Annotated in this window: 19 protein-coding genes; 6 read left to right on the top strand and 13 right to left on the bottom strand. The window is 36.8% G+C overall.

The features are described 5' to 3' along the window. Positions 1 to 104: 104 nt before the first annotated feature. On the top strand, positions 105 to 2,435 hold the full coding sequence (locus ACM6F9_RS00195) for an ATP-dependent helicase (RefSeq protein ID WP_414843874.1): 2,331 nt from the start codon (positions 105 to 107) through the stop codon (positions 2,433 to 2,435). Positions 2,436 to 2,841: 406 nt separating this feature from the next. Then, on the top strand, positions 2,842 to 5,619 hold the full coding sequence (locus tag ACM6F9_RS00190; protein ID WP_414843873.1) for a TonB-dependent receptor plug domain-containing protein: 2,778 nt from the start codon (positions 2,842 to 2,844) through the stop codon (positions 5,617 to 5,619). Between the two features lie 75 nt (positions 5,620 to 5,694). On the opposite strand, the gene ACM6F9_RS00185 is transcribed toward ACM6F9_RS00190, so the two are convergent. The 5 genes from ACM6F9_RS00185 to ACM6F9_RS00165 form a co-directional block, all read right to left on the bottom strand. Further along, positions 5,695 to 7,536, bottom strand: a complete 1,842-nt coding sequence (locus ACM6F9_RS00185) for a carbon starvation protein A (RefSeq protein ID WP_414843872.1) — start codon at positions 7,534 to 7,536, stop codon at positions 5,695 to 5,697. Between the two features lie 193 nt (positions 7,537 to 7,729). Continuing rightward, complete coding sequence (locus ACM6F9_RS00180; protein WP_414843871.1) at positions 7,730 to 8,767, bottom strand: alpha/beta hydrolase fold domain-containing protein; 1,038 nt, start codon at positions 8,765 to 8,767, stop codon at positions 7,730 to 7,732. Positions 8,768 to 8,788: 21 nt separating this feature from the next. After that, the gene (locus ACM6F9_RS00175; protein WP_414843870.1) at positions 8,789 to 9,172 is read right to left on the bottom strand and encodes a DUF3037 domain-containing protein; all 384 of its coding nucleotides are present in this window, start codon (positions 9,170 to 9,172) and stop codon (positions 8,789 to 8,791) included. Continuing rightward, entirely contained in the window at positions 9,159 to 9,932 is a 774-nt protein-coding gene (locus ACM6F9_RS00170; protein ID WP_414843869.1) for a HipA family kinase, read from the bottom strand. Before ACM6F9_RS00170 ends, ACM6F9_RS00175 begins: the two co-directional genes overlap by 14 nt. A gap of 15 nt (positions 9,933 to 9,947) precedes the next feature. Next, the gene (locus ACM6F9_RS00165; protein WP_414843868.1) at positions 9,948 to 11,204 is read right to left on the bottom strand and encodes a T9SS type A sorting domain-containing protein; all 1,257 of its coding nucleotides are present in this window, start codon (positions 11,202 to 11,204) and stop codon (positions 9,948 to 9,950) included. Positions 11,205 to 11,264: 60 nt separating this feature from the next. Between ACM6F9_RS00165 and ACM6F9_RS00160 the strand changes: the two genes are divergently transcribed. Together ACM6F9_RS00160 and ACM6F9_RS00155 are read left to right on the top strand one after the other, a co-directional pair. Then, complete coding sequence (locus ACM6F9_RS00160) at positions 11,265 to 12,107, top strand: alpha/beta hydrolase family protein (RefSeq protein ID WP_414843867.1); 843 nt, start codon at positions 11,265 to 11,267, stop codon at positions 12,105 to 12,107. 48 nt (positions 12,108 to 12,155) lie between these two features. Beyond that, entirely contained in the window at positions 12,156 to 12,644 is a 489-nt protein-coding gene (locus tag ACM6F9_RS00155; protein WP_414843866.1) for a hypothetical protein, read from the top strand. Between the two features lie 150 nt (positions 12,645 to 12,794). Here ACM6F9_RS00155 and ACM6F9_RS00150 read toward each other — a convergent pair whose 3' ends face one another. From ACM6F9_RS00150 to ACM6F9_RS00115, 8 genes are all read right to left on the bottom strand, one after another. Next, positions 12,795 to 13,619 carry a flavin reductase family protein gene (locus ACM6F9_RS00150; protein WP_414843865.1) on the bottom strand — a complete coding sequence of 275 codons (825 nt, stop codon included), beginning with the start codon at positions 13,617 to 13,619 and terminating at the stop codon, positions 12,795 to 12,797. Between the two features lie 164 nt (positions 13,620 to 13,783). Continuing rightward, on the bottom strand, positions 13,784 to 15,031 hold the full coding sequence (gene fahA, locus ACM6F9_RS00145; RefSeq protein WP_414843864.1) for a fumarylacetoacetase: 1,248 nt from the start codon (positions 15,029 to 15,031) through the stop codon (positions 13,784 to 13,786). 53 nt (positions 15,032 to 15,084) lie between these two features. Further along, positions 15,085 to 15,546 (bottom strand): hypothetical protein, encoded by a 462-nt coding sequence (locus ACM6F9_RS00140; protein WP_126653757.1) that lies wholly within the window; start codon positions 15,544 to 15,546, stop codon positions 15,085 to 15,087. Positions 15,547 to 15,617: 71 nt separating this feature from the next. Then, positions 15,618 to 16,748: a 4-hydroxyphenylpyruvate dioxygenase gene (hppD, locus tag ACM6F9_RS00135; RefSeq protein ID WP_414843863.1), complete on the bottom strand. Its 1,131-nt coding sequence runs from the start codon at positions 16,746 to 16,748 to the stop codon at positions 15,618 to 15,620. A 238-nt stretch (positions 16,749 to 16,986) separates the two neighbouring features. Continuing rightward, positions 16,987 to 17,778: a hypothetical protein gene (locus tag ACM6F9_RS00130; RefSeq protein WP_414843862.1), complete on the bottom strand. Its 792-nt coding sequence runs from the start codon at positions 17,776 to 17,778 to the stop codon at positions 16,987 to 16,989. Between the two features lie 138 nt (positions 17,779 to 17,916). Beyond that, complete coding sequence (locus ACM6F9_RS00125; RefSeq protein ID WP_414843861.1) at positions 17,917 to 19,191, bottom strand: acetyl-CoA hydrolase/transferase family protein; 1,275 nt, start codon at positions 19,189 to 19,191, stop codon at positions 17,917 to 17,919. A gap of 223 nt (positions 19,192 to 19,414) precedes the next feature. Continuing rightward, positions 19,415 to 20,926, bottom strand: coding sequence for a succinate CoA transferase (locus tag ACM6F9_RS00120; protein ID WP_414843860.1), 1,512 nt, complete (start codon positions 20,924 to 20,926; stop codon positions 19,415 to 19,417). 172 nt (positions 20,927 to 21,098) lie between these two features. Further along, positions 21,099 to 22,250, bottom strand: coding sequence for a homogentisate 1,2-dioxygenase (locus ACM6F9_RS00115; RefSeq protein ID WP_414843859.1), 1,152 nt, complete (start codon positions 22,248 to 22,250; stop codon positions 21,099 to 21,101). A 122-nt stretch (positions 22,251 to 22,372) separates the two neighbouring features. Between ACM6F9_RS00115 and ACM6F9_RS00110 the strand changes: the two genes are divergently transcribed. Both ACM6F9_RS00110 and ACM6F9_RS00105 read left to right on the top strand, forming a co-directional pair. Continuing rightward, positions 22,373 to 24,442, top strand: a complete 2,070-nt coding sequence (locus ACM6F9_RS00110) for a TonB-dependent receptor plug domain-containing protein (RefSeq protein ID WP_414843858.1) — start codon at positions 22,373 to 22,375, stop codon at positions 24,440 to 24,442. Further along, positions 24,439 to 24,900, top strand: coding sequence for a thioredoxin family protein (locus tag ACM6F9_RS00105; protein ID WP_414843857.1), 462 nt, complete (start codon positions 24,439 to 24,441; stop codon positions 24,898 to 24,900). Before ACM6F9_RS00110 ends, ACM6F9_RS00105 begins: the two co-directional genes overlap by 4 nt. Positions 24,901 to 25,101: the final 201 nt, after the last annotated feature.

Here is a 25,101-nt window from a genome sequence, read left to right as displayed (position 1 = left end):
ACTTAGTATCCAAAACTGAATCCCTCAAATTCCTAACTTCTATACGAAAGTTTGAATTCTCCTCCGAATACCTTAATTTTGTGTTCCCAAAATTTTTTTGCTGTATGGACTATTTGAAAGGACTCAACGAATCACAATATGAAGCCGTTACCTCTTTACAGGGACCTCTGATGGTACTTGCTGGAGCTGGTTCCGGGAAAACGCGTGTGCTTACCATGCGTATTGCCCATTTAATACATAACGGAATAGACCCTTTCAATATCCTGGCTCTTACCTTTACCAATAAGGCGGCACGTGAAATGAAAGACCGTATCGCAAAAGTAGTAGGGGACAGCAATGCAAGAAGCCTTTGGATGGGAACATTTCACTCGGTTTTTGCAAGAATTCTGAGAATTGAGGCCCATTATCTTGGGTATCCTTCCAATTTTACCATTTATGACCAGCAGGATGCTTTGAACGTGATCAAAAAAGTTCTGAAGGATATGAATATTGATGCTGATCTTTATAAACCTAAAAAAGTTCAGGCAAGAATTTCAACCTATAAAAATAACCTGATTACAGTAAAAGCTTATTTCAACAATCCTGAACTGATGGAAGCGGATGAAAAAGCGAATATGAAATTCATCGGGCAGATTTATCAGAAATATGTGGATCAGTGTTTCAGAAACGGATCTATGGATTTTGATGATCTTTTGTTGAAAACCAATGAACTGTTGACCCGTTTTCCGGAAGTATTGGCAAAGTATCAGGACAGATTCCGATATATCATGGTGGATGAGTACCAGGATACGAACCATTCTCAGTATCTTATTGTAAAAGCTTTGGCTTCAAAATTCGAGAATATCTGTGTAGTAGGGGATGATGCACAGTCTATCTACTCCTTCCGTGGAGCGAATATCTATAATATCTTAAACTTTAAAAAAGATTATACAGATGCCAAAACAGTATCATTGGAACAAAATTACCGTTCTACACAGAATATTGTAAATGCGGCTAATGTAGTTATTGCTAAAAACCTTCAGCAGTTTAAGAAAAATGTATTCAGTGATAATGAAGAAGGGGATAAGATTAAAATTTACCGTTCTCTTTCTGATGCTGATGAAGCCAACTTTGTAGCAGGAAATATCTGGGAGCTTCGTAACCGTGACCAGAGAAAATACAGCGATTTTGCTATTTTATACAGAACAAACTCTCAGACACGTGCTTTTGAAGATGCGCTGAGACGTAAAAATATTCCGTACAAAGTGTATGGAGGACTTTCTTTCTACCAAAGAAAAGAAGTAAAAGACCTTATTGGGTATCTTCGTCTTCTGATCAATGAAAATGATTCTGAAGCATTGATGAGGATTATCAATTATCCTGCAAGAGGAATCGGAGAAACAACTCAGAATAAACTGATCGTTTTTGCAGATGCTCACAATCTTGCGGTTTCAAAAGTATTGGAGAATCTTCCGATGTATGCACCACAATTAGGTCTGAACAATGGCGTTTTAAACAAACTGAATGACTTTTGGTCAATGATAAAAGCTTTTCAGGTATTGCTGAAAACAGATACGGCTTACAGTGTTGCTATGGAAGTGGCGAAGCGAAGCGGTTTAATCAAGTTTTTAAAAGATGATCAAACGCCGGAAGGGATTTCCAGAGTGGAAAACGTACAGGAATTGATGAACTCCATGCAGGGATTCATTGAAGAGCAGATGCAGCTTGAAGATGGTGATCCGAGTCTTTCCAATTTCCTTGAAAACATTGCACTTTCTGCAGATACTCAGGATAAAGAACTTGGAGATGATATGGTTTCTTTGATGACGATTCACCTTTCAAAAGGATTGGAATTCCCGGTGGTACACTTAGTAGGACTTGAAGAAAATCTTTTCCCTAGCTTTATGAGTTCAGCTACCAGAGAAGATCTGGAAGAAGAGAGGAGATTATTCTATGTGGCATTGACAAGAGCCGAAAAACAGGTCTTTTTCTCCTATGCTGTTTCCCGTTTCCAATGGGGGAAAATTACGGATGCGGAACCTTCAAGATTCTTAAGTGAAATTGATGATCAATATATTGAATTCCTTAATCCAGCTTTGGAAAAAAGATTTATCAATAATTCAGGAGTGAAATCCAATATTTTTGATGAACATCCTTCGGAAATGAAATCTTTCAAAAAGGTTGAAAAGAAAACTATCGATAGAGGAGATACTTCGAAGCCAGCCCAGGAAGTCAGAAAGCTGAAGCCTGTAAGCACAGCTAAAATTATCAATCCAAGCGGCGCTTCTTCTCAGGATATTGAAGTAGGAGATAAAGTGAGACATGACCGTTTTGGTATAGGGGAAGTTTCTTTCCTGGACGGAACAGATCCTCAGAATATCAAAGCAAAAGTCATTTTCATCCATGAGGGTGAGAAAAACCTGATCCTGAAGTATGCTAAGCTAACTAAGATTTAATTTTAAAATAAAAATATAAAGAAAAACGGATTCAATTTTTGGATCCGTTTTTTTATTGTTTAAACACGAAGTTCGCGATGTGACTATTACGCTGTGTATGTTTTTTCGATCGCTAAGGCGTTTCACTTAGCAAAGTAACCTGTATTGCTGAACGGAGTGCCCTTGCGATGGTCAGAATAATATATTTCTTAGCGTGCATGGTATTTTTAATATTTACTTTGGATTTAACTTTCTATAAAACAATGTTTTTATGAATATTTCCTTAATTTATCTTAACTTTAATAGGGGATAGAAAGAAACGATAACTCTTTTTTACAAAAACAAAGTCTATTAGTTTTGTGGACTAGTAAATAAATTCTACATTTGCACCTTGTAAAAAACATAAATGTTAATCAAATTCTAAACTATGAATAATAAGAAAACTATTCTTTCGGCCTCTGTCCTGTTTTTCCTCGGCGTGTTTACTTACGGGCAGGAAAAAGACAGCATAAAAACAAATAAAGACACCATAAAGACCAATAATGTAGAAGAAGTAGTAGTATTGGGTTCCAGAGCCGGAGCCAGATCTAAAGTAGACAGCCCGGTTCCCGTAGACGTATTCAATGTAAAGGAATCTTCAATTATACTTCCACAAACCAATATCGGACAAATTCTGAATGCTGTTGCTCCATCATTTACTTCCACAATTCAGACCAATTCTGATGGGACAGACCATTTGGATCCTGCTCAGTTGAGAGGTTTAGGGCCAGATCAGGTTTTGGTTTTGGTAAATGGAAAAAGAAGACATACTTCAGCATTGGTAAACGTAAACGGAACACCCGGAAGAGGTACTGTTGGTACAGACTTGAATGCCATTCCTTCTTTTGCTTTAAACAGAATTGAAGTATTAAGAGACGGAGCTTCCGCACAATATGGATCTGATGCCATTGCCGGAGTTATCAATCTTGACCTGAAAAGAGATACGGGAAAACTTGCAGGACAGATAAGTTATGGTGGAAATCTTACTCCAACGGCTAACGACCATACCGGAGATTTTGACGGTCAGAATATTCAGCTGGATTTGAACTATGGGAATAAAATCGGAACCAAAGGTGGTTTCTTTAATATCACATGGTCTTCACAGTTCAGAAACCCAACATATAGAGCAGGGACAGAAAGTGGAAAAATCTATAACGCTTATAATGCCATAGAGCAACGTGCCTTGAATGATGGAGTAAACCTTTCTTCTCTTTTTACCAATATAAATAATACTCCCAATTCACAGCAAATTATTAATTATGTACATCAGTATGCTCAAGGGGTAAACTACTTTAGTGCAACTCAACTTTCTGACATACAAAATACAAATACATTCAAAGACATAACGGATGCTTCAGGGAATGTTCTTCAGAAAGGACTTTGGTCTCTACTCAGTGCTGACGTGACAGATCAGGAACTTGCTTACAGAGGACAGGCTAGAAAGGATTTTAATATGCAGGTTGGACAATCTAAACTAAATAATCATCAGTTTTTTTTGAATGCTGAAATCCCTGTAAGTGATAACTGGAAAGTGTATACCTTTGGAGGATACAGTATAAGACACGGAACTTCCGGAGGATTTTACAGAAGACCAAGAGAAAACAGAACTTTTACAGGATTATATCCTAACGGCTATCTTCCACAGATCGGAACAGATATTCAGGATATCTCATTAGCTGCCGGAATCAAAGGTAAATGGGACGGCTGGAATATTGATTTCAGTAATACCTACGGACAGAATTCATTTACTTATAATATTCAAAATACAGGAAATACATCCTTACGTTTTGCTTCACCTACTGAATTTAATGCAGGTGGATTAAGATTTACTCAAAATACCATCAATTTAGATTTGTCTAAAAAATATGATGTATGGGAAGGAATCAACATAGCGTTTGGAGCAGAGCACCGTTATGAGAATTTTAAAATTACCCAGGGCGAAGAAGCTTCTTATGCAACCTATGATGCTTCCGGAAATGTATGGAACGGAAACTCTGTGAGACCTACCGACTTCTTTGGAGCAGAGCTTCCCGGAGGATCACAGGTATTCAACGGATTTAAGCCTGGAAATGCTGTAGATAAAAACAGACAGTCGGTAGCAGCCTATGCAGATGTGGAATTTAACTTTACCAACTGGTTATTGGTAGATGCTGCGGCCAGATATGAAAATTATTCGGATTTCGGGTCTACATTCAATTATAAATTAGCTTCAAGAATCAAAGTAGCACCTAATTTCAATGTTAGATTTGCAGGATCTACAGGATTCAGAGCACCATCTATCCACCAGATCTATTATAATGTAACTTCTACGTTATTTACGAATAATCAACTTTTGGAAGTGGGAACTTTCAGTAATGATTCTCAGCTGGCAGGATTGCTGGACATGCCAAAATTGAAGCAGGAAACTTCCAAATCTGCAAGTGTAGGATTTACCTACAAAATTCCTTCGGCTAATCTTACCTTTACAGCGGATGGATATTTCACGAGAATTGACAACCGTATTATTCTTACAGATCAGTTCTTAAGAAAAGATGTACCTGCTGATGCACAAAAAGAATATGATAAATTAAATGTGAATGGTGCCCAGTTCTTTACCAATGCCATTGATACGGAAACAAAAGGTTTAGATGTGGTGATTTCACACAATGCCAGATTCTCTGGATTTAAATTAGATAACAACTTCGCTATTAACCTTAATAAAACAAAACAAGTTGGTGATATCCATTCTGCAGGACTTTTACAGTCGCCACAGCTTGAAAAAGTATACTTCTCTGAAAAATCAAGAGTTTATCTGGAAGAAGCTGTACCTAGAGTGAAAGCCAGTCTTTCTCATACGCTTTCTTGGAAGAGTGCTACTTTCTATTTGAGAAATACCTATTTTGGAAAAGTAACAGGAGCTGATATTATTGATGTAAACGGAGACGGAATTATTGATTTTAATGAACACCAGCCGATTGGAGATAAAATTATTACGGATTTATCTGCCGCTTATCAGTTTACTAAAAATGTAGGATTGACCTTAGGGGTAAACAATTTGTTTGATATCTATCCAACGAAAAACCTTACCGCTTCTACCAATAACGACCAATTCATCTATTCACGTTCCACTTCACAGTTTGGACAGAATGGAAGATATGTCTTTGCTAGGCTTAATTTCAATTTTTAAATAAAACAAAAGATAATGCTTATAAAAAAACAGTTCAGGATTTCTGAACTGTTTTTCTTTTATATAATCTAAATTTTATCTTTCTACCAATTCCTTCACAGGCTCACCATAATGATCAATTTCAGTGGTGTTGATCTGAAGCAGCTGATACCATTTTCTGAAAGCTCCAATAAATACAATAAGCATAAGAATCATGGCCGTTGCTGCTAAAACTGCCAATAAATATTGTCCTTTGGGAATATAAATAGCGGTCACTTGAATATAACCCGCCCAGAACGTAATTCCAGCCATGAAAACACCCGGAATAGCCGAGCATAAAGCATATTTTCCTCTTTTCATCCTAATAAGCATTGTTGTACAAACAATAAGTCCACAGGCAGCGAGCAGCTGATTACTGATTCCGAATAGCGGCCAGATGCTGTTTACATTTCCTGTGTACACCAGATATCCCCATGCAAAGGTGAAAAGAATACTGCTGATGATGATTCCCGGAATCCAGTTTTTATCATTAAATTTTGGAATAACAGACCCCAGCATTTCCTGTAAAAAGAAACGTCCAACCCTTGTTCCGGCATCAATAGCCGTAAGAATAAATACCGCTTCAAACATAATCGCGAAATTATACCAATAAGCCGTTAGCTGATCCATGTACGGGATTTTATTGAAAATATGAGCCATTCCCACCGCCAGAGATACAGCACCTCCGGTTCTTCCGTACAGATCAATGCCTATTTTTTGTGAATAATAATCAATATCTACTCCGTGTAGAGACGGATGTGCAGCCAGAAAAGAATCATAAGCCTCTTTGGGAGTATTGATCGCAAAATAATCACCCGGCATCAAAGTACATGCTGCAATAAGTGCCATCAGCGCTACAAAACCTTCCACAAGCATCGCTCCATACCCTACAAAAAGAATTTCTCTTTCTTTGTTAAGCATTTTCGGAGTAGTTCCCGTAGCAATCACCGCATGGAATCCGGAAATCGCTCCACAGGCAATCACAATGAAGATAAAAGGAAGTACCGGACCGCCAATAATAGGCCCTCCGCCATTCACAAAAGCTGTAATAGCCGGCATCTGAATAGTAGGATGAATCACAATTACTCCAATAGCCAGCATGATAATAGTTCCGATTTTTAAATAAGTAGAAAGGTAATCTCTGGGAACCAAAAGAAGCCATACTGGTAATACTGAAGCGATAAAACCATAGAGAGGAATCGCAATAGAAATGGTTTTAATATCCCAGGAAAATAAACCATTCATAGTTGGGTTCTGCATCAGGGTGTGTCCGCCTATAATCCCTGCAATCAGAAGAATTCCTCCCAAAATACTTGCAAACAGAACACTGTTCTTTTTATAACGCATAATCAATCCCATAATGATCGCAATAGGCATTGTGATCACAACCGTAAAGAGAGACCAGGAAGCTTCATGCATCGCATTGATACAGGCTAAAGATAAACCTGCAAGGGTAAGAATCAGGATGAAAAGAATCGCAAATCCTGCTATCGTTCCCGTTGTTTTTCCGATTTCTTTAGAAGCAATAGTCGCAAGACTTTGTCCTTTATGTCTCACTGAAGCAAAAAGTACAATCATATCATGTACGCCGCCTCCCAGGACACATCCAATCAATATCCATAATGCACCGGGAAGATATCCAAACTGTGCAGCAAGAACTGGTCCTACCAAAGGTCCAGCCGCTGCAATAGCTGCAAAATGATGTCCAAAAAGTACGTTTTTATTAGTAGCAACATAATCTTTACCGTCTGCAAATTCTACAGCAGGTGTCATATTCTGGTCATTAAGCCGGAGAACTTTATTGGCGATGAAAATACCATAAAAACGGTACGCTATCGCAAAAATAAGAACAGATACAAAAATGAGAGTAAGCGCATTGATATTGTTTAAAGATTCCATATTGCTTATTTTGTTGATGAAAAATTAAAGTATTGGTGTTTTTGTTGTAAATAATTTAAACAATAGCCAAGGTAATTAATTCTCAATGAAAAAATATCAATAAGTATATCAATCTAGCAAATTTGTTGAATGTTTTTAATGTATTATTTTGATTTTTAATATATTGTATAGAAAATGAATAAGTGTATGTATATTATTTTTTCTGTGAAATAACGAAATCCACCATCTGATCTGTCATCTGGTCTAGATAAGCTTTATCAGTTGTTCCGAATCCGTGTACTCCGCCTTCTATGATGATGAGAGAGTTTTGGATTTTGGCTCTGTTTAATTTTCTGTGAAGCTTTTTAGACTGGTTTAAAGGAACAATTTTATCATTATTGCCCTGAACAATTAATGTAGGGACTCCTCCGGAAACAAAATTAACGGGAGACATCGTTTTAAGATAATCAATAGCGCTGTCCTGATCTTTTCTAATGTCATATCCGGAAATGCCTTTAACAAGATTTTCCTGTAAACCAACAATTTTTTTGGACATTAATCCAATCAGCGCTACCGGAATCGTTCCTAATTTTGTGTGAAAAAGCTTGTTGAGGTCTGCAGGACCATAATGATCAATCACATAATTCACTTTAGCAGAATAAGACGAAAGTTCCGGATTACCGAGATAAGAATTATCCGGAGTATAAGCTGCCATCAGGGAAAGGTGAGCTCCAGCCGAAGCCCCGAACAACCCAATATTAGTAGTATCAAAATGATATTGCGCTGCATTTTTTCTTACCCATCTTACTGCATCTTTCGTATCTTCCAAAGGGAGTGGGAAATGCGTGCTGTCATTCAAAAGAGTATAATTAATGCTAATTACAGCATATTTTTTTGCCATCAGTTTGGCAATGGTAGTTTCTACATAATTATCAGCGTGAATTACTTTATCGCCTTCTACCCATCCACCTCCGTGAACATAGATCAGTACAGGAAGCATCTGGTCTGCAGTTACATTTTTAGGAGTAAAAACATCCAGTTTTGCAGCATTTCCTTTTCTGTTGGTTTTATAAACAATATCTTCAGAAAGATTAGCTATTTCAGGAAGTAATGTACTTTTTACAGGAGGGGTCTTTATCTGTACCTGTGAAAAGTTCTGTGAAAAAAATAAATTAGAAGAGCTTATAATTAAAACAAAAAACAGGTTTGTGAAAAACCTGTAGATTGATATGTTGTTTGTCGATAAATTCATAATAAATTTTTTAAGGAAGTCTTACTTTACTAACTCCTCAAAAAGCTTACCAAAAGTAGCATTCAGGTCCTTGGATTTCCCCGGATGAGGTCTTGAAGTCTGTACAACAGAACTTCTCACGGCCGTCAGCCAGCGAAAGCGTTCCGGAACATCAAGAAAGGCAATAGGGCCGCCGTCTTTATCACCATTCGCGATCTTCTGAAAGCTTTCCAGATTGTGAATAACATCATCATAATCCAGTTTGCTGTGCATCAGTTTGAATTTGTCAGGACACAAATAGAATTCCACTCTGATGAATTTTTCCTTCTTAGAAAACATTACTAGTCCGATATTGAAAAATTCTTCTCTTTCAACTTTGGGTACCAGGCGTATTACCGCGTATTCATATATTTTATCCTCTTGCATTTTTCGCTTCGTTTACAAAGATTTGAGAATTTTCTAATCTGGTTTTCATAAATTGAAAATAGATTTCACGGATTTCTTCTGGCGTTTCATCAGCATCATTCCACTGTAACCAATCTTCAGGAATCATGTTGACAATTTCTCTGAAAAGAGTATCATTCAGTATTTCATGGGCAAACTTGTCTGCCTCGTCAAGCATTTTTGCTTTAGGCAGCAGTACATGGTCTTTCACATATTTGAAAGGTGTTTTGGCTGCCGCATCAAAATTCTGCCATGAATGGTGGAAATAGAACGAAGCACCATTATCGATGATCCAAAGTTCTTTATGCCACATCAGCATATTGGTATTTTTAAAAGTACGGTCGATGTTGGTAATAAATGCATCCAGCCACACTATTTTTGAAGCTAAAAGCGGATCCACACTTACTCCCGGATCATAGGTAATGGAGCCGGAAAGATAATGTAACCCAAGATTCAGACCTTCGGAATGTTTCAGAAGATCCTGTATTTCCTCATCGGCTTCTGTCCTTCCAAAATCCGCATCAAGATTGATAAACACAAGCTCAGGAATCTTAAGTCCCAAAGCTTCCGTAATTTTTCCACCCAAAAGTTCGGAGATCAACATTTTTACTCCATGGCCGGCACCACGGAATTTTAATATATATTTGAAATCATCATCAGCTTCTGCCAGAGCCGGAAGAGATCCTCCTTCTCTCAGTGGCAGAATGTAACGCATCACGGTTACAGTTCTTAAATTCTGCATGAAGCAAAAATAAGGTTATTTTTTTATAATCTTTTTAGTGGATTCCTTTTCACCTGCTTTATATTGTAGAAAATAAACTCCACTGCTCAAATGCTGAAGTGGTAGAATATATCCTGAATCTGTTTTATTCAAATGAAATTGAACTATTCTTCCGGAAGCATCTTTAAGTGAAATTACTTCAATCCTCTTTTTAGAAGTAATGTTAATATGATCTTGAGCAGGATTAGGATAAATTTGAATTGGATTCTCAATAGCTGTTTCTGCTGTATTTAATGTGTTTATGACAACCAACTTTGTTTTGGTAGTAATTGTTCCACAGGCATTTGTTGTCAGTTTAACATTATAACTTCCTCCTGTATTATAGGTGTGTACGGGACTTTCTATAGTAGAAACCGAACCATCACCAAAATCCCATGAATAAGAGACTGCATTCTGTGTACTATTCATAAACTGAACTGTTCCGGTTCCGGTAACCTGATAGGAGAATCTGCTGTGAACATCATTACTGGTTACAAGCCATTTAGCAGGCTGATTATAAACCTCTGTTTTAACGATTTCCTTGATCAACTGAGCCTGTGCCGGACTAAGATTCCCATTAAAAGGGATCAGCGAAGGATCTTTCTTGAATAGAATAGTGTAAAATGTATATGCAGCAGCCATAGACCCAATATAGCTTGGGTGTGATTCGTCCTGATCATACAATTCAATAGCTGGATTTTGCTCTCTGATTGTTCTCCATACTTTACCTACAGGTGAAACAATGCCTTCATTGGCAGCTGCCATTTCCATATATCGACTATAGATTTGGTGATCCATGCTTTGATAAGTGCAGGTTGCCGGTATATTGGGGCAGTTAGCGGCATCACCATTTTTACGTCCCCAGGTCATATAAAAAATAATGTTTCCGCAGGGATTTGATGTTTTAATCAAATTTGAAAGCTGAAGTGCATAAGGATACATCTGATTTTGAACCTGAAAATCCGGAAATGATGGAAGCTGGCTCTGTTCCTGTAATACGACATAATCCCAGTTTCCTTGATTGATAGCTGCGATCACTGTCGGGTTATTAAAGTGATTCTGTAGTGTTGATCCTCCCGGCGTTTGGCTACTATGTTCCAATAAGTCACCATTAGAAGCAGCTATGTTTTTGATTAAAACAGGTAAATCATTAACATATGTGTAGCTGTTTCCAATAAATAAAACCCGTTTGGTTGCCTGGCTATGAGTAAAATAAAAAATGATCAGGAATAAAAGAAAAATAATTTTTTTCATATATTTATAATTATATTAACTTTATATGTGTGATTGTGTTGATTATAACGAATTTGTTTTATGAATATTGTTTTAAAAAAAGAGGTCGGTTTAGAGAATAAAGAAACAAAAAAATTTTTAGCTGATGTTTTTTATCCTGATATAGAAAAAAAGCTTCCACTGATTATATTTGTTCACGGATATAAAGGTTACAAAGATTGGGGAGCCTGGAATCTGATGGCAGAAAAGTTTGCGGAAGCTGGATTTTTCTTTGTGAAGTTTAATTTTTCTCATAACGGAACTACAACAGATGATCCGTTTAACTTCGGAGATCTTGAAGCTTTTGGCAATAATAATTATTCTAAAGAGCTTTCTGATCTTGGAGTGGTGATCGATCATTTTAGTAAAGATCCACATGTGGATAATGAAAGAATTGTTCTGATAGGACATAGTAGAGGAGGAGGAATTTCTATTATTAAAACTTCCGAAGATGAAAGAATCAACGGTTTGATTACGTTGGCAAGTGTAGACACATTAGACCGTTTTCCAAAAGGAGACGCTTTTGAGAATTGGAAGAATAATGGAGTGTATTATGCACTGAATGGACGTACAAAACAAGAAATGCCTCATTATTACCAATTTTATGAAGATTATGCGAGCGATATTCACCGTTTTGATGTAGAAAGAGCGACTGAAATGGCTAAAGCTCATATGCTGATTATTCATGGAACAAACGACGAAGCTGTAGAAGTAAAACAGGCAGAACACCTTCATCTTCTTCACCCAAATTCTGAATTATTTCTGATTGAAAATGCCAATCACACATTCGGAGCAAAAGAACCATGGACAGATTCTGATTTACCAAAAGATTTGAATAACGTAACGGAAAAATGTATTGATTTTATAAAAGAAAAATTGAAATAAAACGTTCAAAACTACGTTGTTATAAATTAACCACCATAAAATATAATTATGAAAAAAATTATTGCAGGCGCATTTGTGCTTTCACTATGTGTTATTTCCTGTAAAAAAGAAACAAAAACAGAATCTTCTGTAAATACAGATACTTTGGGTGCAGTAACACCTAAGGATTCCGTATCTGCTCCAAAAAATGATTCTGTTGCTACTCCTCCTTCAAGATCAACCGATATTATTACTAAAAATGTAGGAAAGTATCCCCATGATATTAAATTTTTTGAAGATAAGACCATAACAGAAAGGCTGAAAAAGTTAGTAGAAACCCAATATGACGAATTGGTAAAGAATTTCAATGTGGAAAGTCCTATTGCTTTTGAAAACGGAATCTATAAGCTGACAGGATGTAAACAGCATGATTGCCCGGGATTTGCTACAAGCATTTACTATAACGCTAAAAATGACAATCTGAGTGTTTTCATTGAAAAAAATCGTAAAGTGATACATTTTGATGAAAAAGGAAAATTATTTTTTAAGAATCATTAAAAGCTTAATAAGAAAGGGAGCTGGAAGACAGAAGCTGGGAGCTATTGACGTTTTTCCTATCTATTGAAATCAAATACGTATGGACTTCCAGTCTCCAGCTTCTAACTTCCATTATCCAATAAAAAACGGTCTGAAATTTCAGACCGTTTTTTATTGGATTGTGAGCAAAACCCACGCTTCTTCAATTTTGCTTTCCAGAAGCAGCTTCTGGGCATCCAAATGAATATTTTCATCAGCATGGAAATCGCCCGCAGGTAATACTTCTGTATTGGCAAGCATTCCAAGGTCATTTCCTGTAAATACTTTACTGTACTTTATGGAATCCGGCAGCAGATCAAAACCAATTCCTTTTGTTACCAAAGGTTTAGGTACTTCAAAAAGACTGTTCTCATTGCTTCTGGAATACCAGTTGCTGCCTAAACGGGCTACCATATCCAGTTTTTTCTGATCCAGATTCCCTGCTTCGTTCAGATATTCTTCCCTGATATGAATTTTCTGCACTTCACAGATCACCAGATTTCCTGCACCACCCTGATCTCCCAATGGTTTTACCTCTAAAACTTTACATTCAAAGTTAACAGGACATTCTTCAATCAGTTTGGGCTGTACAAGATCTGCATCTTTCATGGTAAGACCGGATTTGATAAACTCATTAACTCCCGTTTCATATTCTGTAGAAGCTAAAGAGATCTGTTGTACAATCGGAAAATTCACAGTTCCGATTACCACTTCCGGTACTTCAAGAACATTTTCCAGCGTATGTTTGGTCGTATTGTCCCGAACTCTTCTTGAGGGTGAAAAGATCAAAATCGGAGGAACCGTACTAAACATATTAAAAAAACTGAATGGAGATAAATTATTATTACCGTCTTTATCTACCGTAGAAGCCAATGCAATAGGACGTGGTGAAACGGCTGTCTGCATAATCGTCTGAAGCTGTACGGAGGTTATCTCGGAGGGGATTACTGTTTTCATGTTTTTAATTTTAACACTTAATTCAACGTTAAGTATTCAAATAATATTAAAAAGATGCTTCGACTATAGCTCAGCATGACACTCTAATGCTAACTGTTTTTACAGGATATTTCTAGCGATGTCATGCTGAGCGATGTCGAAGCATTTAATGATTAACTTTTATATTAGAGAGTTGGGATAATTTTACCTGAAACTTCACCGAAACCTACTCTTACACCGTCTTTTTCAGCCCATGCCTTCATTGTAACGGTGTCATTATCTTCAATGAATTTTCTTTCTTCTCCGTTGCTTAATGATAGAGGGTTTTGTCCTCTCCATGTAAGCTCAAGCATAGATCCGAAAGATTTTGGGTCACTTCCTGAAATGGTTCCGCTGGCGTATAGATCGCCCACTTCTACGTTACATCCGTTTACAGTGTGGTGTGCCAGTTGCTGAATCATATTCCAGTACATGTGTTTGTAGTTGCTTTCGCAAATCAGGTTTTGATCTCCGTTTTCAGGCTGGATATATACTTCAAGGTTGATATCGTAATTTTTATCACCTTCAAATTTTAAATACTCTAAAACCTCAGGATCCTGAGTTGGAGAAGCTGTTCTGAATGGTTCTAAAGCTTCAAGCGTAACTACCCATGGAGAAATAGAAGAACCGAAGTTTTTTGCAAGGAATGGACCTAATGGAACATATTCCCATGCTTGAATATCTCTTGCAGACCAGTCATTGAAAACTACCATTCCGAAGATGGCATCTTCAGCGTCTTTGGTAGAGATACTTTCTCCCATTTCTGTATTCTTATTGATGATGAAAGCCATTTCCAATTCGAAATCCAGCTGTTTAGATGGACCAAAAAGCGGTTTGTCTGCATCTGCAGGTTTCGTCTGACCTTTCGGACGGTTGATATCTGTTCCTGAAATTACGATAGAAGATGCTCTTCCATGATAACCTACCGGTAAATGTTTCCAGTTTGGCAATAAAGCGTTTGCAGGGTCACGGAACATTTTTCCAACGTTGGTAGCATGTTCAATGCTGCTATAGAAATCTGTGTAGTTTGGAATGTGAACAGGCATCATCATTTTTACTTTATCCAAATCATAGAAGGCTTCTTCAATGGTTTTTTGATCTTTTGACAAAGTAGATCCTTCCTGTAACAAGGTTTGGATTTTAGCACGAACAGCATTGGTAACAGGTTTACCAAGTTCGATAAATTCGTTGATGGTATACGCTTCAAAAACATTGTCGTCTAATCCTTCAATATCTTCAAAATAACCTAAGTCGTACAAGGTGGCAAGATCAATTACCTGATCTCCGATTCTTGTGCAGCATCCGATATATTCTTTGTTAAAAACTGCGACTCCAAAAGGAATATTGTGTATAGAAAAATCCGAATTTGAGGAATAGTCTACAAATGATTTCATAAGTTTAGATTTTAGTTAGATTACATATCATCCCGAGAAATTCCCCGGAATATTTATTTTGCCTTTTTAGAGAAAGATGCTTCATCTATCCATCTGTCTTTGGTATTGACATCAATGAGGTACAGGATATTGTCCTGCTGGGTCAACAATAAAGTTTTGGTAACAGGCATTGGGATTTTTTTATTTTCAAGCATATCTGCCCGTAAAGAAATAATATTTTTTTTCCTGATGATATCGCCACTGAAAACATTAGAACTGCTTTCTCCTGTTGCTTTGTCATCAAAAACTTCTACATACGTGGCATTATTCCCTTTGATGATAATAAAGTCCCGCTCTGTATGATCGGCCTCATCTTTAATGAAGATGAACTTCTTATTGTCAATATTTACATTTTCAAGATGTTGATTGATGCCTTTTCTTTGTTCAAGTCTTTCAAGGATTCCGTTTAAAGAACCAAATTGAGCTTTAAGCCCCAATGTTCCCAATAGAAAAATCCCGATTAAAAATTTTCTCATGTACTGTGTTTTATAAAAAAGTTTTGCCAGAATACTTTATCCTGACAAAACTTGTATTTTTTAATGTAAAATTAAAGATTACCTCTTCTTTCCTGCTCTCTCTCTAATGCTTCGAATAGAGCTTTGAAATTTCCGGCACCAAAACTTTGTGCACCGTGTCTTTCAATGATTTCGAAGAATAGAGTAGGACGGTCTTCTACAGGCTTCGTAAAGATCTGTAACAAGTATCCTTCTTCATCATGATCAATAAGTATACCTAACTGCTGAAGTTTTTTAAGATCTTCATCAATATGACCAACTCTTTCAGGAACCATATCATAATAAGCCTCTGGTGGAGCAGAAAGGAACTCTACACCACGCTTCTTCAATTCAGTTACGGTGTGGATAATATCTTTCGTAGCCACAGCGATATGCTGTACTCCTTCTCCTTCATAGAAATCAAGATATTCTTCTACCTGAGATTTCTTTTTACCTTCTGCAGGTTCGTTGATAGGGAATTTTGCAAATCCGTTTCCATTTGACATTACTTTAGACATTAATGCAGAATATTCTGTGTTGATCTGCTTATCATCAAAAGAAAGGATGTTTACAAATCCCATTACTTTTTCATACCATTCTACGGTTGGGATCATTCTGTTCCAATCAACATTTCCTACACAGTGGTCTACATACAATAAACCTGCTTCTTCAGGCTTATAATCACTTTCCCACTTTTCATAACCTGGCATAAATGCTCCGTTATAATTTTTTCTTTCAACAAACATGTGAACGGTTTCTCCATACGTATAGATTCCGGACATTCTTACCTCACCCTGCTCATCAGTTAACGTTACTGGTTCTAAATAAGGTTTTCCACCTCTTTTAGTTGTTTCTTCGAAAGCTGCATAAGCGTCATCTACCCAAAGTGCCAAAATTTTTACTCCGTCACCATGTTTTTTTACGTGCTCGCTGACAGGAGAGTCAGATTTTAATCCGGTAGTTAATACCAATCTGATTTTTCCCTGTTGAAGCACATAAGATGCACGGTCTCTTACTCCTGTTTCAGGACCGGCATAAGCTACAGACTGAAAACCGAAAGCGGTTTTGTAATAATGGGCAGCCTGTTTTGCATTTCCTACATAAAACTCAATATAATCTGTACCGTTAATCGGTAAGAAATTTTCTGCTTGAGCTATTTTCTCGGCAAATGTAAGTGTTGACATATTTTCTCTTTTACTTTTATTTTATTGGTATGCAAATTACAAAATTCTTAGATAAGGCGAAAATAATACCGCGGATTCATTGAATATATTTAACATAAAGTTAAAGAAGAGTTTACTTAAGTATATTTAAGTTTCTTAAGTTTAAAATTGGCTACTTACATTTGTTATACAAAAGACAAGTGAAAAAAATATTTCGAAACATGAAAGCCGTAGAGATTCTCCACGGCTTTCTTATTTTTCAGAGCGTTTCAATTCTTTTGTTGAGCATTCCTGCATCGGGATTATAGTTATCCCAGATCTTCCAGGTGTCATTTATTTTTCGGATAAAATAGATCTGAGTGCTCAATTGATTTACAAAATGTTCTTCTCCGGTTTCTCCTACTTTGAAGAGAAGATTCCAGAATTCCTGAGATTCTAATATTTTTTTGTCTGGTTCGTCAGTAACAATATGAATATCAAATACTTCATAGTTGGATCTGTTGTTTTTGGTAACCAGATGAAAATCCCTGTCGCACAGTTCTTTACTGAATTGTGATGCTCTTTCGAGGAAAGGAGAATCATCAAATACCAAATCTTTTAAAAGTTCAGTGTTATGAATGGGGAACAGTTTATAAAACTCAAAAGCGGATGCACAGTAATCATAAACCATCTGGGTTAGATAGGAATGGTCATCAATTTCTTCGTCGTCTTCTTTCCTGTATCTTACCGTAAGGATGTAATCGTTAAGGTCTTTATAGCCCAAGAAGATACAAATCTTATCTAATGTTTTTAAAAATCTGAGATCACTGTGGGTTTTATCCTGATAATCGTTTTCAAAAAAACGTTGAAGGGTAACATGTGAAATGGTATTTCCAATTTCAAATTTTTTTCCTCCTTTCAGCTCTTCAGCTTCAAAGAGTTCGTCTTTAATAATTTCGGAAAGAATAATATAGTGGCTTCTTTTCCAGTCACTCACATTCCCCAAAACAGAATTCCTTACCTTAGAATGCTTTACAACTTCTTCTCGTATCGAATTATATATAGTTTTCAATTTCCTTGTTTTTGAAAGAGTTTTATCAAATATACTGCCAAAATTTTAATATTTTCGTATGATTTTGAGATGTTGATTTCAAAATATGTTTTAAGTTTTCGTATAAAAAACAATTTTGGAGTCTTTATGATTTGATTATCAGTGTTTAAACCTTTCAAATGCAGCTCTTTCTAACATTTCTCTGTCATCCGGATGAGCAATACTTATAAGCTCCTGTGCTCTCTGGCGAAGATTTTTTCCATACAAATAAGCTGTTCCGTACTCAGTAACTACGTAATGAATATGGCCTCTTGTGGTGACTACACCGGCACCCTGTTTAAGAAAAGGAACAATTCTGGAAATCCCTTTCTTCGTTCTTGCAGTAATGGCTATGATAGGTTTTCCGTCATCACTTAAAGCAGCTCCACGCATAAAGTCCATTTGCCCTCCGATTCCGCTATACTGCATGGTTCCGATAGAATCTGCACATACCTGTCCTGTAAGGTCTATTTCAATGGCAGAATTGATGGCTACCATTTTTTTGTTTCTCATAATATTGATCGGGAAATTAACTTCACTTACATCTCTGAAGGCAAACACAGTATTGTCATCCACATAATCATAGAGTTTTCTGGTCCCGAAACAGAAACTTGTAATGGTTTTATTATCATTGTAGCCTTTGTATTTATTGTTGATCACATCATCCTGAATCAAGTCAATAACACCATCACTCAGCATTTCTGTGTGAACTCCAAGATCTTTGTGGTTGGTAAGACATTTCAAAACAGCATCAGGAATAGTTCCGATACCCATCTGAAGGGTAGATCTGTCTTCAATAAGTTCTGCTACATTTTTACCAACAAGCATTTCTTCAGGGCCTACTTTTGAACCATAATCTACGGTAGGAAGCTCTTCTTCATGCCAGACCAGTTTATTGATTCTGCTGATGTGGATCATTCCGTCTCCATGCGTTCTTGGCATTCTCGGATTAACGATGGCAACAATGATTTTTGCTGTATCTACTGCTGCTCTGGCAATGTCTACAGAAGTTCCCAATGTGCAAAAACCATGTTTGTCAGGAGGAGAAACTGTGACAATGGCTACATCAAGAGGTAGAATATTTTTTCTGAATAAAATAGGAATTTCACTTAAGAAAACCGGAACAAAATCACCACGGTCAGAATTTACGGCATCACGTACAGGAGTGGAAACAAATAAAGAATTGATGAAAAAACTGTCTTTATATTCCGGCTTTGCAATTTCCACATTTCCCTGCTGGGTAATGGACACCATTTCCACATTTTGTAATCGGCCAGACTGTCTTGCCAGCTCATCAATCAAATAATTGGGAGTACATGCACTGCCATGGAAAAATACACGGTTTCCGCTTTTTATCGTATAAATTGCTTCTTCTGCACTGATGTAATTATTCATATTTTGTCTTTTTTAAGTAGGTGTTAAAAGTATTTACAGGAGTCGTAAAATACTTCCATTCTTTCAAAGATAATCTTTATAATTTTATATTCATATAAATATTTTGAGGATATTATACAGACTTTTGTCATGTAAATAAGACAGGTAGTATTACAAAGAAAAAGAACCGAATGCATTGGTATTCAGTTCTTTTTTTTTTTATTTATTATTTTGATGAGAAATCTTAATTGGCCTTTTCTACAACTGTTTTTTGCAGCATGCTTCCGGTTTCTGCAAATCGTAAATGCCAGCTGAATGCTTCCTGCAGCAAATGAGGAGTATGACCTCCTTTTTCACAAGCTCTGTCGAAGTAAGATTGTAATTCTTCTTTATAATCCGGGTGAACACAATTATCTATAATTTTCTGTGCTCTTTCTCTTGGAGCCAATCCTCTTAAGTCAGCCAATCCAACATCTGTTACCAGAATATCTACATCATGTTCTGTATGATCAGTATGAGAAACCATGGGAAGAACGTGGGAAATATTGTTGCCTTTTGAAGCTGCCTGAGTTACAAAAATACTTAAATAGGCATTTCTTGCGAAGTCTCCGGATCCTCCGATTCCGTTCATGATTTTTGTTCCTCCGATATGAGTAGAGTTTACGTTTCCATAGATATCGAACTCAATGGCTGTATTGATGGCGATTACTCCTAATCTTCTGATCAATCCTGGTGTATTGGAAATATTCTGAGGTCTTAGAACGAATTTGTCTTTATATTTTGAAAGGTTTCCTAACACTCTTTCATAGCATTCCTGAGAAACAGTAATGGAAGATGCAGAAGCAAAACTTAGCTTACCGGAATCTATCAGATCAAATGTACTGTCCTGAAGAACTTCAGAAAACATGGTCAGATCATAAAAATTACTGTCTTTGAATCCTGTAAGAACAGCGTTGGCTACCTTACCGATACCTGCCTGAAGAGGAAGTAATCTGTCGGTAAGTCGTCCTAAAAGAACTTCATTTTCAAAGAAGGCAAGAAGGTGTTTGGCGATGGCTGTTGTTTTTTCATCTGGCTCTGCAATATCGGCCGGGCTGTCTTTACGGTTGGTAAAAACAATCGCTTCAATTTTTTCAGGATCTACAGGAATGCTTTTTCTCCCGATTTTGTTCCAAGGAGCGACGATTGGGATCACATTTCTGTAAGGATAATCCTCTGCCTGGTAGATATCATGGATTCCGTATATTTCTTCAGGAACTTCGGTGTTGATTTCAATAATCACTTTCTTAGCCAAAGCTGCAAAGGTCACTGAATTTCCTACAGATGTAGTAGGAACAATACTTCCGTCTCTTTCAATATAGGCTGCTTCAATAATTGCTACATCAATGCTCTGAAGATTTTTAGTGTGAAGAAGTTCTGCACTTTCGCTTAAATGTTGATCGATGAAGAGAATTTCACCGTTATTGATCTTGTTTCTTAAGATAGGATCTACCTGAAACGGCATTCTTTTCTTGAGGACATTAGCTTCTGCCAGTTTTCCGTCTGTACCGTGACCCAATGAAGCTCCCGTCATTAGAGTGACTTTCAGGTCTTCCGTTTTTCCTCTTTCTGCGAGTGCTGGCAAAATCGCTTTGCTGTCACCTGCTTTTGTAAAGCCGCTGGACCCGATGGTCATACCGTCTTTAATGATTTTTACTGCATTTTCAGCTGTAGTAACTTTTTCGTGTAGACTTTCTAATCTGATTCTTTCTAACATGTAATATTGATTTTGTTTTAAACCACCATTACTTAGGATGCGTTATGAAAAATAATGATGGTTAATATGGTAACCATACTTCACAAATTTACGAAAAAAGACGCTTTAAATAAAGGATTTAAAGCGTCTTTTGTATGTATTCAGTAATACTTTTTTTGATAATTTTACTGTTTTATTCCAACCATGAAGTTTTATAAGAAGGATCTTCTACTTTTAAAGCTTCTTCTGTAATTTTTAAAGGACGGAAAGGGTCTACCATTACGGCATATTCTTCCGTGAATTTTTTACCGATACTTCTTTCCATAGCGCCTGGGTGAGGTCCGTGTACAATTCCTCCCGGGTGAAGGGTGAAGTCCATCAGGTCAATATGGTTACGGCTCATGAAATCACCTTCTGTGTAGAACAATACCTCATCAGAATCAATGTTTGAGTGATTATATGGTGCCGGAATTGCCTGTGGATGATAATCATACATTCTTGCACAGAATGAGCATACTACGAAATTGTGTCCTTCGAAATTCTGGTGAACCGGTGGCGGTTGATGAATTCTTCCGGTAATCGGTTCGAAGTTTTTAATATTGAATTTATAAGGATAAAAATATCCGTCCCAGCCAACTACATCAAACGGGTGTGTTGCATAGATGAAATCTGTAATCTGGTTTTCTTTTTTTACTTTGATCAGAAATTCTCCTTTTTCATCAACAGGTTCTTTGTAAGTAGGAGCAATCATATCTCTCTCGCAGAACGGAGAATGTTCCAGAAGCTGCCCGAATTCATTTCTGTATCTTTTTGGAGTATAAATAGGAGAGTGGCTTTCTAATATAAAAAAGACTGTATCATCCGACTTCAGTTCTACCTGATAAATGGTTCCTCTTGGAATAATAAGATAATCTCCCGTTACGAATTCAAGATCTCCTACAAATGTTTTCAAAATTCCGGTTCCATTATGAACATACAAAAGCTCATCACATTCTGCATTTTTGTAGAAATAATCCATCGATTTTCTTGGCTTTGCCAATCCCATTTTCAGGTCGTTGTTCATCAAAAGGATCTTTCGGCTGTCCATAAAATCATCTTCAGGAGTCACATTCATTCCCTTAAACATTCTTGGAGCAACATTTTTTTCCACAGCAATTTTTGGAGTGACATCTTTCGGTTCACCGATAGATTTTATCTGTGTAGGGCGGTGGATATGATATAACAGAGAAGAAATACCATGGAAGCCTTCTGTACCGAAAAGCTGCTCATAGTAAAATTTATCTTCAGGAGACTTAAAGATCGTATGCCTTTTTGGTGGGATATTTCCCAATTGATGATATCTCATTTTACTTTCATATGTAGTTTCTCAAATTTAATCATTTTTCATGAATTGACTCAATCTATATTTTTGCATTAAGTTTCGTATTTGAAAAATAATTGTTAGATTTGTCTAACAATTTTAATTTCATGAAACGAATATTATTTTCTATTACTTTTTTATCAACTTATTGTTTTGCGCAGGAGACAGACAGTTTGAGTTTACAGCAGGCTAAGAGTCAGGATTCTGCAAAAGTTATGAAGAGGGAAATCAAGACAAGTAACATTGAAGATGTAGTGGTTACCGGTACCATAAAGCCGATGAGCAGGTCCAAAAGTCCTGTAGCAGTAGAAATTTACAGTCAGAAATTTTTTCAGAAAAATCCTACTCCCAGCATTTTTGAAGCCATTGCGATGGTGAATGGTGTAAAACCTCAGCTGAATTGTTCCGTATGTAACACAGGAGATATTCATATCAACGGACTGGAAGGACCTTATACTATGATTCTGATTGATGGAATGCCGATTGTAAGTTCACTTTCCACCGTATACGGATTGAGCGGGATTCCGAATAGTCTGGTAGACAGAATAGAAGTTGTAAAAGGGCCGGCTTCTTCCATTTACGGTTCTGAAGCAATGGGAGGAGTGATCAATATTATTACTAAAAATGCATTGACCGCTCCTAAATTAAGTGTTGACCTGATGACAACAAGTTGGTTTGAAAATAATCTGGATCTTTCCACCAAGTTTAATGTAGGGAAGAATGCCGCTTCATTATTAAGTTTGAATTATTTCAGTTTTCAGGAAAGAATAGATCAAAACAAAGATAATTTCACAGATACCACTTTACAAAGCAGAATTTCCGTATTCAACAAGTGGAACTTTAAGAGAAAAGAAAACAGACAGGCAAGTTTTGCTTTGAGGTATCTGTATGAAGACCGTTTTGGGGGAGAAATGCAATGGAATAAATCTTTCCGTGGAAGTGATCAAGTATATGGAGAAAGTATTTATACCAACAGAGCGGAGGTTTTCGGATTGTATGAATGGCCCATGAAAGAACATATTGTAACTCAATTTTCTTATAATTATCACGACCAGAATTCATTTTATGGATCCAATCCGTTCAATGCGACACAAAAAGTGGCTTTCGTGCAGACGTATTGGGACAGAAGTTTCGGGAAACATGATATCACAGCCGGACTTACTTTCAAAAGAACTTTTTACGATGACAATACACCAGGAACATTAGCTTCAGATGGTATCACCAATGCCCCGATGAAATCTCCTATCTGGGGAGCTTTTATCCAGGATCAGTGGGAAATTAATGATAAAAATACGTTGTTGCTTGGGTACAGATATGATTATGATAAGGTGCATCATTCCGTACATTCACCGAGGTTTGCATGGAAATTTAATCCCAATCCGTATCACACTTTACGTTTCAACTTTGGAACAGGTTTTAGAGTGGTTAATTTATTTACGGAAGATCACGCAGCATTGACAGGTTCGAGGGAAGTTGTGGTAAAATCAGATTTGAAGCCGGAAAGATCCATCAACGGAAACCTTAATTATATCTGGAAAATTCCTGTAGGCAGCCGAATGGTGAATCTTGATGCTTCTGCATTTTATACTTATTTCAGTAATAAAATTGTAGGGGATTTTGATTCCGATCCCAATAAAATTATTTATGACAACCTTCACGGATACGGAATTTCAAGAGGAGCTTCTTTGAATGTGGATTTTAGCTTTCAGTTTCCTCTAAGTGTTAATCTGGGAGTAACTTATCTGGATGTATACCAGAAATTTGATAACGAAAATCAAAAAACACAACAGCTGCATGCTCCAAAATGGAGTGGAACTTATAACCTGACTTATAAGTTTGCCAATAATCTGACCATCGATTTTACAGGACAGTTCTACGGACCGATGAGACTTCCTGTTTTAGTGAACGACTACCGCCCCGAATATTCACCGTTTTATTCTCTGGCCAATATTCAGGTGTCCAAGAGTTTTAAATCCGGATTTGAAGTGTATTGCGGGATGAAAAATTTATTCAATTTCAGACCTAAAGATCCTCTAATGAGACCGTTTGACCCATTTGATAAGCATGTTGATGATCCCATCAACAATCCTAATCATTATACTTTTGATACGGCATACGGCTATGCACCGATGCAGGGGATCAGAGGTTTCTTAGGAGTAAAATATACTTTAAAATGAAAAAAATAGCTTTATTTTTAATGTTAGTGCCCTGTTTTTATCTGTCTCAGATGAAGACAGGCACTTTTTCTGATCTTGAAGTTCAACAGAAAGAAAATCCTAAGCCGGTTGTGATCCATCTTTATACAGACTGGTGCTCGGTTTGTAAGATTGAGTCTTTCCGTATGAGTAAAGATAAGGAGCTGGTTGATATGATCAATGATCATTTTTATTTTGTCAATTTCGAGGCAGAGAAGACGAAGGAAAAAATTCATTTCCAGAATCAGCAGTTTGAATATCTACAGAACGGAAATTCCGGGATTCATGAGTTGGCACTGGCATTGTCTAAGAATAAAAACCAGCCTGTTTATCCTTTGTGGGTATTCCTGGATAAGCATCAGAATCTGGTGTATTATCAGGAAGGACAGATGACTCCTGAAAAAATGAAGGCGAAGTTGCTGGAGATTTCTGCTTTGTAAATTGTGAGATTTTTGTTGGGAAAACGCAAAGACGCAAAGTATTTCTTTTATTATGCTGTAAGACGCAAGGATTTTATCTGTGATAAAATTGTATATTCCTATACTTTATAGATTATTTCTTGCTGAAAATCTTCGATTTTCTTGCGCCTTAAAACAGTATGATATTTATTTTCTTTGCGCCTTTGCGTTTTTCTAACCTTG

Source organism: Chryseobacterium sp. IT-36CA2 (genome assembly GCF_949767875.1).
In the GTDB taxonomy this organism is placed as follows: domain Bacteria; phylum Bacteroidota; class Bacteroidia; order Flavobacteriales; family Weeksellaceae; genus Chryseobacterium.
Note: the sequence above shows the minus strand (reverse complement) of the source record. Positions and strands in the feature narration are given on the sequence as shown.

Coding starts and splice junctions, on each gene's coding strand:
- fahA (WP_414843864.1), bottom strand. CDS start 15,031: ATGAAATCATTTGTAGACTATTCCTCAAATTCGGATTTTTCTATACAC.
- hppD (WP_414843863.1), bottom strand. CDS start 16,748: ATGTCAACACTTACATTTGCCGAGAAAATAGCTCAAGCAGAAAATTTC.
- ACM6F9_RS00105 (WP_414843857.1), top strand. CDS start 24,439: ATGAAAAAAATAGCTTTATTTTTAATGTTAGTGCCCTGTTTTTATCTG.
- ACM6F9_RS00170 (WP_414843869.1), bottom strand. CDS start 9,932: ATGCAGAATTTAAGAACTGTAACCGTGATGCGTTACATTCTGCCACTG.
- ACM6F9_RS00195 (WP_414843874.1), top strand. CDS start 105: ATGGACTATTTGAAAGGACTCAACGAATCACAATATGAAGCCGTTACC.
- ACM6F9_RS00165 (WP_414843868.1), bottom strand. CDS start 11,204: ATGAAAAAAATTATTTTTCTTTTATTCCTGATCATTTTTTATTTTACT.
- ACM6F9_RS00150 (WP_414843865.1), bottom strand. CDS start 13,619: ATGAAAACAGTAATCCCCTCCGAGATAACCTCCGTACAGCTTCAGACG.
- ACM6F9_RS00180 (WP_414843871.1), bottom strand. CDS start 8,767: ATGAATTTATCGACAAACAACATATCAATCTACAGGTTTTTCACAAAC.
- ACM6F9_RS00120 (WP_414843860.1), bottom strand. CDS start 20,926: ATGTTAGAAAGAATCAGATTAGAAAGTCTACACGAAAAAGTTACTACA.
- ACM6F9_RS00140 (WP_126653757.1), bottom strand. CDS start 15,546: ATGAGAAAATTTTTAATCGGGATTTTTCTATTGGGAACATTGGGGCTT.
- ACM6F9_RS00115 (WP_414843859.1), bottom strand. CDS start 22,250: ATGAGATATCATCAATTGGGAAATATCCCACCAAAAAGGCATACGATC.
- ACM6F9_RS00110 (WP_414843858.1), top strand. CDS start 22,373: ATGAAACGAATATTATTTTCTATTACTTTTTTATCAACTTATTGTTTT.
- ACM6F9_RS00160 (WP_414843867.1), top strand. CDS start 11,265: ATGAATATTGTTTTAAAAAAAGAGGTCGGTTTAGAGAATAAAGAAACA.
- ACM6F9_RS00190 (WP_414843873.1), top strand. CDS start 2,842: ATGAATAATAAGAAAACTATTCTTTCGGCCTCTGTCCTGTTTTTCCTC.
- ACM6F9_RS00155 (WP_414843866.1), top strand. CDS start 12,156: ATGAAAAAAATTATTGCAGGCGCATTTGTGCTTTCACTATGTGTTATT.
- ACM6F9_RS00175 (WP_414843870.1), bottom strand. CDS start 9,172: ATGCAAGAGGATAAAATATATGAATACGCGGTAATACGCCTGGTACCC.
- ACM6F9_RS00125 (WP_414843861.1), bottom strand. CDS start 19,191: ATGAATAATTACATCAGTGCAGAAGAAGCAATTTATACGATAAAAAGC.
- ACM6F9_RS00185 (WP_414843872.1), bottom strand. CDS start 7,536: ATGGAATCTTTAAACAATATCAATGCGCTTACTCTCATTTTTGTATCT.